This window comes from Arthrobacter rhizophilus (genome assembly GCF_026241105.1).
GTDB lineage: Bacteria > Actinomycetota > Actinomycetes > Actinomycetales > Micrococcaceae > Arthrobacter.
This window is the reverse complement of the sequence record NZ_JAPFFT010000002.1, coordinates 54274-67250: the sequence shown is the minus strand read 5'-3', so window position 1 is coordinate 67250 and position 12977 is coordinate 54274. Positions and strand designations below refer to the sequence as shown.

The 12977-nt window shown below is 61.3% G+C and carries 13 protein-coding genes; 6 read left to right on the top strand and 7 right to left on the bottom strand.

Annotated elements, in window-relative coordinates; all coding sequences use genetic code 11:
- Positions 1 to 63 precede the first annotated feature (63 nt).
- From ctaE to qcrB, 4 genes are all read left to right on the top strand, one after another.
- The gene (gene ctaE, locus OOZ51_RS02800) at positions 64 to 702 is read left to right on the top strand and encodes an aa3-type cytochrome oxidase subunit III (RefSeq protein WP_265977375.1); all 639 of its coding nucleotides are present in this window, start codon (positions 64 to 66) and stop codon (positions 700 to 702) included.
- Positions 703 to 790: 88 nt separating this feature from the next.
- Positions 791 to 1579 carry a cytochrome bc1 complex diheme cytochrome c subunit gene (gene qcrC, locus OOZ51_RS02795; RefSeq protein WP_265977374.1) on the top strand — a complete coding sequence of 263 codons (789 nt, stop codon included), beginning with the start codon at positions 791 to 793 and terminating at the stop codon, positions 1577 to 1579.
- Between the two features lie 98 nt (positions 1580 to 1677).
- Positions 1678 to 2748, top strand: coding sequence for a cytochrome bc1 complex Rieske iron-sulfur subunit (gene qcrA / locus OOZ51_RS02790; RefSeq protein ID WP_265977373.1), 1071 nt, complete (start codon positions 1678 to 1680; stop codon positions 2746 to 2748).
- Positions 2726 to 4399 carry a cytochrome bc1 complex cytochrome b subunit gene (qcrB, locus tag OOZ51_RS02785; RefSeq protein WP_265977372.1) on the top strand — a complete coding sequence of 558 codons (1674 nt, stop codon included), beginning with the start codon at positions 2726 to 2728 and terminating at the stop codon, positions 4397 to 4399. The genes qcrA and qcrB overlap by 23 nt, the downstream gene beginning before the upstream one ends.
- Before the next feature lie 104 nt (positions 4400 to 4503).
- Here the strand turns inward: qcrB and OOZ51_RS02780 are convergent, their stop codons facing one another.
- On the bottom strand, positions 4504 to 5295 hold the full coding sequence (locus OOZ51_RS02780) for a GntR family transcriptional regulator (protein ID WP_265977371.1): 792 nt from the start codon (positions 5293 to 5295) through the stop codon (positions 4504 to 4506).
- Between the two features lie 165 nt (positions 5296 to 5460).
- On the opposite strand from OOZ51_RS02780, the gene OOZ51_RS02775 reads away from it, so the two are divergent.
- Positions 5461 to 5754 (top strand): HPr family phosphocarrier protein, encoded by a 294-nt coding sequence (locus OOZ51_RS02775; protein WP_265977370.1) that lies wholly within the window; start codon positions 5461 to 5463, stop codon positions 5752 to 5754.
- A gap of 116 nt (positions 5755 to 5870) precedes the next feature.
- Here OOZ51_RS02775 and OOZ51_RS02770 read toward each other — a convergent pair whose 3' ends face one another.
- From OOZ51_RS02770 to OOZ51_RS02750, 5 genes are all read right to left on the bottom strand, one after another.
- Positions 5871 to 6272 (bottom strand): cytochrome c oxidase subunit 4, encoded by a 402-nt coding sequence (locus OOZ51_RS02770; protein WP_265977369.1) that lies wholly within the window; start codon positions 6270 to 6272, stop codon positions 5871 to 5873.
- Entirely contained in the window at positions 6269 to 7987 is a 1719-nt protein-coding gene (ctaD, locus tag OOZ51_RS02765; RefSeq protein ID WP_265977368.1) for an aa3-type cytochrome oxidase subunit I, read from the bottom strand. Before ctaD ends, OOZ51_RS02770 begins: the two co-directional genes overlap by 4 nt.
- 10 nt (positions 7988 to 7997) lie before the next feature.
- Positions 7998 to 8870 (bottom strand): aa3-type cytochrome oxidase subunit II, encoded by an 873-nt coding sequence (ctaC, locus tag OOZ51_RS02760; protein ID WP_265977367.1) that lies wholly within the window; start codon positions 8868 to 8870, stop codon positions 7998 to 8000.
- A gap of 183 nt (positions 8871 to 9053) precedes the next feature.
- Positions 9054 to 9440, bottom strand: a complete 387-nt coding sequence (locus tag OOZ51_RS02755; protein WP_059390004.1) for a HesB/IscA family protein — start codon at positions 9438 to 9440, stop codon at positions 9054 to 9056.
- A gap of 204 nt (positions 9441 to 9644) precedes the next feature.
- Positions 9645 to 11072 (bottom strand): dipeptidase, encoded by a 1428-nt coding sequence (locus OOZ51_RS02750; RefSeq protein WP_265977366.1) that lies wholly within the window; start codon positions 11070 to 11072, stop codon positions 9645 to 9647.
- Positions 11073 to 11193: 121 nt separating this feature from the next.
- Here OOZ51_RS02750 and OOZ51_RS02745 point away from each other — a divergent pair, with 121 nt between their 5' ends.
- The gene (locus OOZ51_RS02745; RefSeq protein ID WP_265977365.1) at positions 11194 to 11793 is read left to right on the top strand and encodes a DUF3043 domain-containing protein; all 600 of its coding nucleotides are present in this window, start codon (positions 11194 to 11196) and stop codon (positions 11791 to 11793) included.
- A 100-nt stretch (positions 11794 to 11893) separates the two neighbouring features.
- On the opposite strand, the gene OOZ51_RS02740 is transcribed toward OOZ51_RS02745, so the two are convergent.
- Positions 11894 to 12961 (bottom strand): quinone-dependent dihydroorotate dehydrogenase, encoded by a 1068-nt coding sequence (locus tag OOZ51_RS02740; protein WP_265977364.1) that lies wholly within the window; start codon positions 12959 to 12961, stop codon positions 11894 to 11896.
- Between the last annotated feature and the right edge of the window lie 16 nt (positions 12962 to 12977).

Sequence of the window (12977 nt, the reverse complement as noted above, 5' to 3'; positions counted from 1 at the left end):
AAAAGTCCCCCCAAAAGGCGGTTCGCATTGGGAAGTCCGGACTTTTACAGACATAATGTCTTTGTGACATCTGCGACCCATGCCCCCAGTACCCCGGCGCACCCGACGCTGAATCGCCCCAATCTGGTTTCCGTAGGAACCGTTGTGTGGCTTTCCAGTGAGTTGATGTTCTTCGCCGGTCTCTTTGCCATGTACTTCACGCTGCGATCGACGTCAGGTGCGTTGTGGGCTGAAGAAACCGGCAAGCTCAACTTCCCGTTTGCGCTTGTCAACACGATCGTCCTTGTGGCCAGTTCCTTTACTTGCCAGATGGGCGTCTTCGCTGCCGAGCGACTTGAGCCACGCCGTCGAGGCGGTTTGCTGCAGTTCACCCGCTGGGGCATGACCGAGTGGTTCATCCTGACGTTTATCATGGGCTCCTTCTTCGTTGCCGGGCAGACCACCGAATACGCCATGCTCGTTTCGGAGCACGTCACCCTTTCGGCCAACGCCTACGGTTCCTCGTTCTACATCACCACCGGCTTCCATGGTCTCCACGTCATCGGCGGCCTCATCGCCTTCCTGTTCATCATCGGTCGCGCTTACGCGGCCAAGAAGTTCGGGCACTTTGAAGCGACCTCGGCAATCGTCACCTCGTACTACTGGCACTTCGTGGATGTTGTGTGGATCGGGCTCTTCCTGGTCATCTACGTCCTGAAGTAGCCAAGCACTGACTCTTGTTCCGCAAGAGGATGAATTTTCAAAAAGCGGCTCACGGAGCCGACGCAGGATCGAATAAAGGAACCACCACGTGAAGGCACTCTCGCAGAAGCGACGTCATCCACTGGCAGCCATTGCGCTGCTGCTGATGGGACTCCTCGTCACTGGTGGGCTTTACGCCGTTGCCACAACGGTCAACCAGGCGAAGGCAGACACCACTGCCTTCAGCGCAAGCGACGCCCAGGAAGGTGGCAAGCTGTTTGCCGCCAACTGCGCCACCTGCCACGGCATGGGCGCCAGCGGATCCAAGGACGGCCCCTCGCTGGTCGGTGTGGGTGCGGCTGCGGTTGACTTCCAGGTTGGCACCGGCCGTATGCCCATGCAGATGAACGGACCCCAGGCACAAGAAAAGCCGAGGCAGTTCAATGACCAGCAGACGCAGCAGCTGGCGGCTTACGTCGCTTCTCTCGGCGCCGGCCCGGCCATTCCCGATGCAGCACTGCTTGACGAAAACGGAGATGCCGCCAAGGGTGGCGAACTCTTCCGAGTGAACTGCGCTATGTGCCATAACGCAGCAGCTGCCGGCGGTGCATTGACCCGCGGGAAGTTCGCTCCGGCATTGGCTGGTGTCTCGGGCCAACACATCTATGAAGCCATGGCAACCGGTCCGCAGAACATGCCCGTCTTCAACGACGCCAACATTTCTCCTGAGGGCAAGCGCGACATCATCACCTTCTTGAAGAAGATCGAAGCCAACGGTTCGCCGGGTGGCGCCGACCTCGGTGCGCTGGGTCCGGTTTCCGAAGGCCTCTTCGTCTGGGTTGCAGGCCTCGGCGTCATCATTGCCTTCACCATCTGGCTGACATCGCGTACGTCTTAGTCCAGGCGCACTAAAAGCTTCTGCTGTCCCCACAGCAGTTTTGAATTGAACATTAACCCGGTTCCGGCCGGGACAACGAGAGAAGGATGAGGCGAATTATGGGCAACCATAGTGACGGCAGTCCGAACCACTCGGGCACCGTAGCTACGGCTGGTCAGAATGTTGTGGAGAAGTTCCAGGATCCTGGACTTCCTCCGCACCGTTTGCGCCTGGCTGACACGGACCCGAGAGCCGCTAAGCGAGCCGAGCGACAGGTAGCCATTCTGTTTGGCATCTCCGTCATCGGCACGGTGATCTTCCTGGTGTCGTACTTTGCCATCGATCTTGGGCAAGACTCCACGATCGCAACGATCCGCACACAAAACCTGTTGCTCGGCCTTGGCACCGCATTCGCGATGCTCGGGATCGGCACCGGCATCGTGCACTGGGCCAAGGCCCTCATGCCGGACCACGAGGTATCGGAAGAGCGCCACGCCATCCGCACCGAGGAAGACCGCCAGGCCGCCGTACGGATCGTCGAGGACATCGTCGAGGAAACCGGCATCAAGCGTCGCCCCCTGATCCGCAACACCCTTCTGGGTGCTGTGGCACTGGCACCCCTCCCGGCCCTGGCCGTTTTCGGTGACCTTGGACCCCGCCCGGACGACAAGCTCGCACACACCATGTGGGCACCCCAGGGTGGCAAGCTCAAGCGCCTCACCCGCGACCCCGACGGAACTCCGATCAAGGCATCGGATGTGACCATCGGTTCTGCGTTCCACGTGATCCCCGAAGGACTTAATGAGCTCCAGGAAGGCAAGCTGAACGCGAAGGCCAAAGCCGTCGTCCTGCTCATGCGCCTGAACCCGGACGACTTGACGATTTCCAAGGGCCGGGAAACCTGGAGCTACAACGGAATTGTTGCCTACTCCAAGATCTGCACCCACGTTGGTTGCCCGGTTGCTCTTTACGAGCAGCAGACGCACCACCTGCTGTGCCCGTGCCACCAGTCAACCTTCGACCTCACCAAGGAATGCAAGGTTGTCTTCGGACCCGCCAGCCGTCCGCTCCCCCAGCTGCCCATCGCGGTCGACGCTGAGGGCTACCTCGTAGCCACGAGCGATTTCAAAGAACCTGTAGGACCGAGTTACTGGGAGCGTGACGAGCATGAGCGCCTCATCAACAGCTGAAGTCCCCTTCGTACCCACGAGCAAAGTCGGCCGTATCACCGACTTCGTTGACGAGCGCGTCGGCGGATCCGGAATCCTGCGTGAGTTCGGCCGGAAGGTCTTCCCCGACCACTGGTCCTTCATGTTCGGTGAAGTGGCGCTGTACTCCTTCGTCATCCTGCTCATGTCGGGTACGTTCCTGACGTTCTTCTTTGACCCGTCCATGGCGGAGACCCACTACTCGGGTTCATACACTCCGCTGACCAATGTCGAAATGTCCGTGGCGTATAGCTCGTCGCTGAACATTTCCTTCGACATTCGCGGTGGCCTGTTCTTCCGCCAGGTGCACCACTGGGCGGCCCTGCTGTTCGTGGCCTCGCTTGGTGTGCATATGCTGCGCGTGTTCTTCACGGGCGCCTTCCGCAAGCCACGTGAAATGAACTGGGTCGTTGGTGGTGTCCTATTGATCCTGGCCATGGCTGAAGGCTTCACGGGATACTCCCTCCCCGACGACCTGCTCTCCGGTAACGGCCTGCGCATCATCGACGGCGTCATCAAGTCCATCCCGGTGATCGGAACATACATCTCGTTCTTCCTCTTCGGGGGCGAGTTCCCGGGAACGGCCATCATCGGCCGCCTGTACGTGCTGCACATTTTGCTGGTGCCGGCCATGATCCTTCTGATGATCGTCATCCACCTCTTCATGGTTGTTGTCCACAAGCACACGCAGTACCCTGGCCCCGGCCGCAACGACGGTAACGTCGTTGGCTACCCGCTGGGCCCGGTCTACGCCGCAAAGGCCGGAGGCTTCTTCTTCATCGTGTTCGGTGTCGTCGCGCTAATGGCCGCGATGTTCACTATCAACCCGATCTGGAACTACGGTCCGTACGACCCCTCCCCTGTGTCTGCCGGTACCCAGCCTGACTGGTACATCGGATTCGTCGATGGTGCACTGCGTCTTATGCCGGGTGTCGTCAATGACTTCCACCTTGAGTACGTCATTTTCGGCCACGTGCTGACGCTGAATGTTCTCCTCCCGGCCCTGGTTCCCGCGGGCATCATTTTCACCGTGCTTTTCATGTACCCGTGGATCGAGCGGTGGATCACCAAGGACAACCGCGAGCACCACGTCCTCGACCGTCCTCGCAACGCTCCAACCCGCACCGCCATCGGCGTCGCAGGGTTCACTTGGTACTGCGTCATGTGGGCCGCTGCAGGTTCGGACCTCATTGCAACGCACTTCCACGTTGCCCTGAACGACGTCACGTACTGGCTGCGGACGCTCTTCTTCCTCGGCCCGATCTTCGCATTCATGGTGACCAAGCGCGTGGCCCTTGCGCTCCAGCGCAAGGACCGCGAGATCGCCTTGCACGGCCGCGAGACCGGTCGCATCGTGCGCTTGCCGCATGGTGAGTTCATCGAGGTACACGCACCGCTGGACGACTATAAGCACTACAAGCTCGTCGGCTTCGAGTCGCCCGTCCCGCTGGCGGCCGAGCCGAACGAGCACGGTGTGGTCACTCCGAAGGAAAAGCGCCGCGCGGCACTTTCGAAATGGTTCTTCGAAGACCGTGTTGCTCCGGCAACGCCAGCCGAGCTTGAAGCCGCGCACGGGCATGGCCACCACGAGGCCATCGAGTCCGGCGAAGAGCACAAGAGCCTGAGTCATTAGTTCTCGGCGATAACAAATGAGAGAGGGCCCCGTCCGGATTGGACGGGGCCCTCTGTCATTGTCTGTGTGTACCGGCTGCTGGGCCTCTCCTTGAAGCTTTGAAGCTAGTGGGTACGATACCCCGTCGACTGGCTTCGGGTGGACCGAACGCCCGGGCGCTGCAACGGGACCCACAACTTATACCGGTCAGCCCTGTAGTAGGAGACGGAATAGTCCACCATGGCGCGTGCGACGAACGCGTGACGTTGAATCTTGAGCAGCGGAGTGCCGACATCCACGTTCAAGAGCCGCGCAGTCGACGGCGAAGCTGCTGTTGCCTCGATCATATCCTCGCCCCATTCCATGACGAGTCCGTACTTTTCGCTCAACACGTTGTACAGCGAAGTGGGAGGCGCTCCGTCCAAAAGGCCCGGCACGCGATGGGCGGGGATGAAGTTCTCGTCCACGCTCATAGGCTCGTTGTCCGCGAGCAGGAGCCGTCGGAAGCGAACCAAGGCAGTCCCCTCCTCCAGTTGGAGTTCCCGCGCCAGGAACGCACTCGCGGCGATCTGCTCGAAGCTCAAAACCTTCGCCGCCGGAACCATGCCGCGACGTTGCATTTCCTCGCTGTAGGACGTGAGCTTTACTTGGAGGTCCAGCTTCGGTTTGCGGACGAACGTTCCCAGGCCAACCACTCGTTCAATGACCTCTTCGCCAACGAGGGCATCAATGGCCTGCCGCACCGTCATCCTGGCTAGTCCGAAACGTTCAGAGAGGTCCCGCTCCGATGGCAAGGCAGCGCCGGGCTTGCACGACTCCGAGATGTAGGTTCGCAGGATCTCGCGCAGTTGAACGTAGATAGGAGTGCCGCTCTTGCGGTCGATCTCCCCCGTGATACTTGCTGCTTCAGCAGGCATGACAGTTTCCGGCCCCGAAATCTTCCATGAAACAAGCGTAGGCCATTCTCCTTACAGGTCTAGACCAGCTGAACGCTGTGAACGGTGCCCTCGGGTGGCGGCGCTACGCTTGTAAGGATCAAAATCGCAGTCGGCATCTGGCCGTCCGAGTCAAAAGGAGCCGGCTTGCCCGAGCACAAAGCCATCGTCGCGGCAGAAATCGGCCTCCATGCACGGGCAGCCGCCGTGTTTGTCCGTGCGGTGACGGCCACCGGGCTCCCGGTGACCATCCGGAAACCCGGCCAGCAAGCGGTCGATGCCAGGTCCCTTCTTGAGGTCATGACCGAGGACTTCGGCCATGGTTGCGAAGTGGTTTTATCGGTCCCTGGAGAACCGCTACCGGCCGGTCGGACGCTTGAAGAGGTTGCTGACGCCCTAGCCGCCCTTTCGGCCGTCTTGGAGGCCCTAGAGGGGCGCTGAGCGGGGCAAACGCACAGGTACGGCCGGGAGGGCGTGCAGGCGGACATCATCCGTGTACGACAACGACGGCGGGCCCCACCAATTGGTGGGGCCCGCCGTCGTTGTTCAAGGTGCTTCTAGTGCGCGTGGTCTCCACGGCTGTATTCGAAGACCCAACCGACCAGGGCTACGAGGGCCAAACCAGCGGCGACGAACGTAATCCAGAAACCTATGGCGAGACCAAGGAAGCCACCGGCACAAGCCAGTCCGAGGACCAGCGGCCACCAGCTCCAGGGGCTGAAGTGTCCCTGCTCGCCGGCGCCTTCGTGAATCTCGGCGTCCGGACGGTCTTCCGGTCGCATACCGACACGCTTGCCTGTGAAACCAAGGTAACCGCCGATCATCCCAGCCAGGCCGCCGACCAGAAGAATACCCAGCGTGCCAACCCACTCAGACCAGTGGGTCAGGAAACCGTAGGCCAGCGCAACGGGGACGAAGAAAAACGACCCGGCTCCAAAAATCCATGACTCGATCTTCACTTGGCGTCCTTCTGATCAGCATTGCCGAGCAGTGTTGCTCCCGGCTCAGGCGACTGTGCTGTGTGGTGCTGTGCGAGCTCCGGGTGGTGCAGGTCCAGGGCCGGACGCTCGGAACGGATACGGGGAAGCGAAGTGAAGTTGTGCCGCGGCGGCGGGCAGGACGTAGCCCACTCGAGCGAGGCTCCGAAGCCCCAGGGATCGTCAACTTCAACCCTCTTGTTGCTGCGCCAAGTGATGTAGACGTTCCAGAAGAAGGGCAGGAGCGACGCACCGAGGACGAAGGATGAAATCGTGGAGAACTGGTTCATCCAGGTGAAATTGTCCTGCGGCATGTAGTCCGCGTAGCGACGGGGCATGCCCTCGACGCCGAGCCAGTGCTGGATGAGGAAGGTGCCGTGGAACCCCAGGAACAGAAGCCAGAAGTGGATCTTGCCCAGGCGTTCGTTGAGCATCTTGCCGGTCCACTTAGGCCACCAGAAATAGAAGCCTGCGAACATGGCGAATACGACAGTACCGAAGACCACGTAGTGGAAATGTGCCACCACAAAATACGAGTCCGAAACGTGGAAGTCAAGTGGCGGAGAGGCCAGGATGATGCCGGTCAGGCCACCGAAGAGGAAGGTGACCAAGAAGCCGATGCTCCAAAGCATGGGCGTTTCAAAGGTAATCGAGCCCTGCCACAGCGTTCCGATCCAGTTGAAGAACTTCACACCGGTGGGTACCGCGATCAGCATCGTCATGAAGGAGAAGAACGGAAGCAGCACGGATCCAGTGACATACATGTGGTGGGCCCACACGGTCACCGACAATGCCGCAATGGCGATGGTCGCGTAGACAAGGCCCTTGTAGCCGAAGATCGGTTTGCGGCTGAACACCGGGAAGATCTCAGAAACGATGCCGAAGAACGGCAAGGCAATGATGTACACCTCGGGGTGGCCGAAGAACCAGAACAGGTGTTGCCAGAGGACAGCTCCGCCGTTCTCAGGATCGAAGATATGGGCGCCGAAGCGGCGGTCCGCACCCAGTGCGAAGAGGGCAGCGGCGAGGGGCGGGAACGCCATGAGGACCAGGATGGCCGTCACCAGGGTGTTCCAGGTGAAGATCGGCATGCGCCACATCGTCATGCCTGGAGCGCGCATGCAGATGATGGTGGTGATGAAGTTGACAGCACCCAAAATGGTTCCGAAACCGGACAGGGCGAGCCCGAAGACCCAGAGATCGCCGCCGACGCCCGGCGTGAATGTCGTGTTCGACAAGGGTGCATAGGCGAACCAGCCGAAGGATGCCGCACCCTGCGGGGTGATGAAGCCGGACACGGCGATGGTGGAACCGAAAAGGAAGAACCAGAAGGCCAATGCGTTCAGTCGCGGGAAGGCGACGTCCGGAGCACCGATCTGCAGCGGCATGATGACGTTGGCGAAGCCGGCGAAGAGCGGCGTCGCGAACATCAGGAGCATGACGGTTCCGTGCATCGTGAAGAGCTGGTTGTACTGTTCCTTGGTCTGCAGGATCTGCATGCCGGGTTCGAACAGCTCTGCACGGATGAGCAACGCCATGACGCCGCCCAGGCAGAAGAACACAAAGGACGCGATCAGGTACATGTACCCGATGGTCTTGTGGTCAGTGGAGGTGATCCAGTTGACGACGATGCGTCCCTTGGATTTGGGTACTACCGGAGACTCAAGGACTCCGGCGGATTGAGTGTAAGTAGCCACGTCGCTTCCCTTAATTCTTCTCGTTCAGGTTCGGGTTGCGGTCGTACTTCGAATCGAGGAGACCGGTATTGCCGCTCTGGCGAAGCTGGTCCATGTGAGCCTGGAACTCAGCCTCGGAAACAACCTTCACGCGGAACAGCATCTCCGAGTGGTATTCACCGCAAAGTTCGGCGCACTTGCCGTCATAGGTTCCCACCTTGGTTGGGGTCAACCTGATGTAGTTGGTCTTGCCGGGAATCATGTCGCGCTTCTGCAGGAAGGCGGGGACCCAGAAAGAGTGAATGACGTCGCGGGAGTTCAGCTGCAGGTCGACCGACTTGTTGACCGGAAGGTACAACGTGGGGAGCTTCTCCTTGTCCACATCGTTGCCCGTGAGGTGTGCCTGGACGCCTGCCTCGTGGAGATCCTCGGCGACGACCGAGCCCTTCACGTAGTTGAAGTCCCAAGCCCACTGCTTGCCGCGGACGTCTACGACGACGTCGGCCGGCTGGGAGCGGTCATCAATTGCACGCTGGTCCTGGTCGGTGAAGTAGAAGAACACCAAGACCATGAACAGCGGAATGGTCAAATAAAAGACCTCCAGAGGGAGGTTGTAGCTAAGCTGCTTCGGAAAACCCGTGGTGCCCTTGCGGCGGCGGTAGGCGATGATGCACCAGACCAGCAGGCCCCAAGTAATAATGCCGACGACCAGGGCCGCGATCCATGAGTTGACCCAGAGGTCCATGATCCGATCGGTGTGGTTGGTGGTGCCACGCTCGGTGGGCAACCAGCCCTTCTCTACCTCTGGTGAACATCCGGTCAAAACCAACGCGCCGGCTAGTGCCAAGCCAGTGATCGAGGTGATCTTTATGCGTCGGCTGCCGGTTCGGTTCTGCGAACTCACAGACGGCCCTTCCTCTTGTTGCTGCAGCCCGGCAGACCAGAGGCCCACCGGGCACACTAAAGTTTTACTACCCGATGTAGAGCTTACCGCTACCGAGCGGATTTCGCCGACATGCTGGCCCAGTGCGTCGGGTCGGGTTGAAACCCGTTCCTGAACTGGGCCAACAGTCTGCGAATGCCCGGCTTAGTGGAACGAATCGCCGCAGGCGCAAGACCCGCCGGCGTTGGGGTTGTCGATAGTGAAGCCCTGCTTCGAGATCGTGTCCTCGAAGTCGATGCTGGCACCGCTCAGGTACGGCACGCTCATCTTGTCAACAACCACTTCAACGCCGTCGTAGTCGCGGACGGCATCGCCGTCGAGCAGGCGCTCGTCGAAGTAGAGCTGGTAGATCAGGCCCGAGCAGCCGCCCGGCTGAACAGCGACGCGGAGCCGCAAGTCCGTGCGACCTTCTTGTTCAAGAAGGCTCCGAACCTTGCCTGCGGCGACGTCGGTCAACTTGACCTCGTGCTCGGGAAGCTCGCCGCCTGCGAGCTGCGCTCCGGTGCTGTTTTCGTTGGTTGCAGTGCTCATTGGCCTACCTTCTTATGACGCTCTTGGCGGCTGCGCCTTCGCGCTGCCTGCCCTTACCCAAATACGTGCGGGTTATAGCTACATGCTACGTCGAGCCGGCGCATAGCTATAACTTCTAACGTAACCGCCGGGACCGTTACCTTGTTCCCGGCGTGGATCTTGTTCCTCTGGTGATTCATATGGACACCTTCGGGATCTGGAGTGTCAGAGGCCTTCCGCGTTAAGGCGCGCGAGCATCAATGCCTCGGCCAGGACGGCGTTATGGAAGTCACCTATGTGAAGTGATTCGTTGGCGCTGTGCGCCCGGGAATCCGGATCCTCTACACCGGTCACGAGGATTTGGACATCGGGGTAGGTTTCGGTCAGGTCCGCGATGAACGGTATGGATCCACCGATCCCCATTTCGACGGCCGGCACACCCCAGGCTTCACCCAGCGCCCACATCGCGATCCGGGCCGCAGCCGAGCCGGTGTCGGTAGAGAAGGCGTTCCCTCGCTCCCCCGGCACGAACGTCACTTTCGCTCCGAACGGCGCGTGGGCCGCCAGGTGCCGGCCCATCGCGTCCATGGCGGCATCCGGATCTTGACCGGGAGCTAAGCGCAGGCTGAACTTCGCCCGCGCTGAGGGGAGCAGCGTGTTGGATGCGACGTCGACGGCGGGTGCGTCGATCCCGATGATGGACAAGGCAGGCTTGGTCCAGAGCCGAGAGGCGATGCTGCCGCTGCCGGCAAGCTGGACACCGTCAAGCACAGAGGCATCCGCGCGGTACTGTTCCACGTCAACGTCCTCTACCACGCCATCCTTGGCCACCAAGCCCTCGATGGCCACGCTGCCGTCGTCGTCGTGCAAGGTTGCGATCAGGCGGGACAAGAGGGTCGGTGCATCCAATACAGGACCACCGAACATGCCGGAGTGCACGGCGTGGTCCAGGACCCGCACCTCGAAGGTGCCGTCCACCAGGCCGCGAAGACTGGTTGTCAGGGCTGGAACGCCGACCTTCCAGTTGCTGGAGTCAGCCACGACGATGACATTCGCCTCGAGGAGATCACGGTGTGTCTCGAGGAACGTACGGAAGGTTGGCGAGCCCGCTTCCTCCTCGCCCTCGAAGAACAGGGTGACGCCGAGACCAAAATCATCCCCCAGCACTTGGGTTACAGCGGCGTAGGCGCCCAAATGGGCCATGATTCCCGCCTTGTCGTCGGCCGCGCCGCGGCCATAAAGGCGGCCTTCTCGTTCCTGGGCCACGAACGGCTCGGTATCCCACAGGCTCACGTCGCCGGGCGGCTGCACATCGTGGTGCGCGTACAGGAGGATGGTCGGCTTGCCTGGCGCTGCAACGCGGCGCGCAACGATGGCAGGTCCTCCCGGAGTGCCGTCCGTCTTGTCGCAACGCAGAATCTGGACATCGGCGAAGCCCGACTCGCGGACCAGCGCCGCAACTGCCTCGGCACTGCGCTCGAGTTCCGCGGGGTCGAAACTTGGCCAGGCAATACCCGGGATGGCGACGAGCGCTTTCAAACGCGCCATGGTCTCATCAAAAGAAGATTCGACGGCGGACTTGAGCGCATCGACATTGATCGTGCCGGAACCGCCGGAAAAGGTCTGCGGGACCTCCGCATTCATTGAAGTCATGGCGAAAACACTACCGCCGGGAGTGATGGTGGGGAACCGGTATCGACGGCGTGGCGGACTCATTCGCAGGGTGCCACGTCGCGTCGACTTTAGGGCGGTTCCTGCGGGGTATTCTGTAGGGGTGTTTGGACGTAAAAAGGATGAGCCGAGCGCTCAAGACTCAGTAGACCAGTTTGCCGCCGATGCCGCCGCGAAAGGTGCAGGTGCTGGTAAGGGCGCACCCACACCCAAGCGCAAAGAACAGGAAGCGGCTCGTAAGCGCCCCTTGGTGCCAACCGACCGCAAGGCCTCCAAGGAAGCCGAGCGCGTCGCGGTGCAGGACCAGCGCCTGAAAATGCGTCAGGCGCTGGATACCGGTGACGAAAAATACCTGCCGCTACGCGACAAGGGACCCCAAAAGCGTTTCGCCCGTGACTACGTCGATGCCCGTTTCAGCCTCGGCGAGTACCTGATGTTCGGAGCGCTGCTGTTCGTAGTGATCTCCTTCGTCATTCCGTCGGGAAGCGATGCCCTCAGCTATATCTTGATCGGGTTCTGGGTCATGTTCCTGGCGGTCTTCGCGGACGTGTTCATCCTTTCCCGCAAGCTGCGCAAGGGACTGACGCAGAAGTTCGGCGAAGTCGAGCGTGGAACTGTCTGGTACGGCAGCATGCGCTCCCTGCAATTCCGCCGTCTGCGCCTTCCGAAGCCGCAGGTCCAGCGTGGCCAGTACCCCTCTTAGGGCCCAAGCCGTCAAGGACACGAGTCCAACAAGCAGAAAGACCCTGGAACAGCTGTTCCAGGGTCTTTCTGCTTGTCCGGATTTGGCGATCGAGGGCCGGCTAGCGGCGGTGCTTCGCAAGGGCCCTATTGATTCCGGCGGCCCAGAACGGACCTTCGTAAAGGAATGCGGTGTACCCCTGCACCAGGGTGGCCCCGGCGTCGAGCCTTTCCTGGACGTCGGCTGCGGACTGGACCCCGCCGACGGCGACGAGCACCAGGCCCTCCCCTACCGCGGCCTTCAGCCGGCGCAGTACCTCGAGCGACCGCTCCTTGAGGGGCGCACCGGAGAGCCCGCCGGCGCCGCAGGCCGCCACCTTGCCCGGTTCGGAAACGAGGCCTTCCCGCCCGATGGTGGTGTTGGTGGCAATGATGCCATCGAGCTTGAGGTCCAGGGCGAGGCGGGCGACGTCGTCAATGTCGTCGTCGCTGAGGTCCGGGGCGATCTTGACCAGCAGGGGGACATGGCGGCCAGCGGATTCGTCGGCGGCGTCGCCGACGGCGCGCAGCAGCGGGCGGAGGGTCTCGACGTTCTGGAGCAGGCGCAGGCCGGGAGTGTTCGGCGAGCTGACGTTGACCACAAGATAGTCGGCAGCGGGCGCCAGGCTCCGGGCGCTGACCAGATAGTCCTCAACCGCGTTGTCGAGGTCGACAACCTTGGTCTTGCCGATGTTGACACCGATCACGGGGCGAACGCCGGCATGCGTGCGCTGCAGGGCCGCCCTCGCAGCCTTGAGGCGCGGCGCCACGGCCGCGGCGCCGTCGTTGTTGAATCCCATGCGGTTGATCACGGCCTTGTCCTCGATGAGGCGGAAAAGCCGTGGCTTTTCATTGCCCGGCTGGGCCTGGCCCGTGATGGTGCCTACTTCCACGTGGCCGAAGCCCAATTCCGCGAGGGCCTCGATTCCGCGGCCCTCCTTGTCGAAACCGGCAGCAAGGCCGAACGGGGAAGGGAATGTCAGACCGAAAGCATCCGTGCGCAGCGAGGGGTGCGGTGCCGTCACTTTGGCCAGAACGCGCCCCGCTCCCGAGCGCTGTGCAAAGCGGATCGCCTGGAAGCCGATCTTGTGGGCTTTTTCGGCATCCATCCAGGAGAAGGCCAGCTTGAAGAATGTTGGGTAAACGCGCATGTTCCTAGTTTTCCGG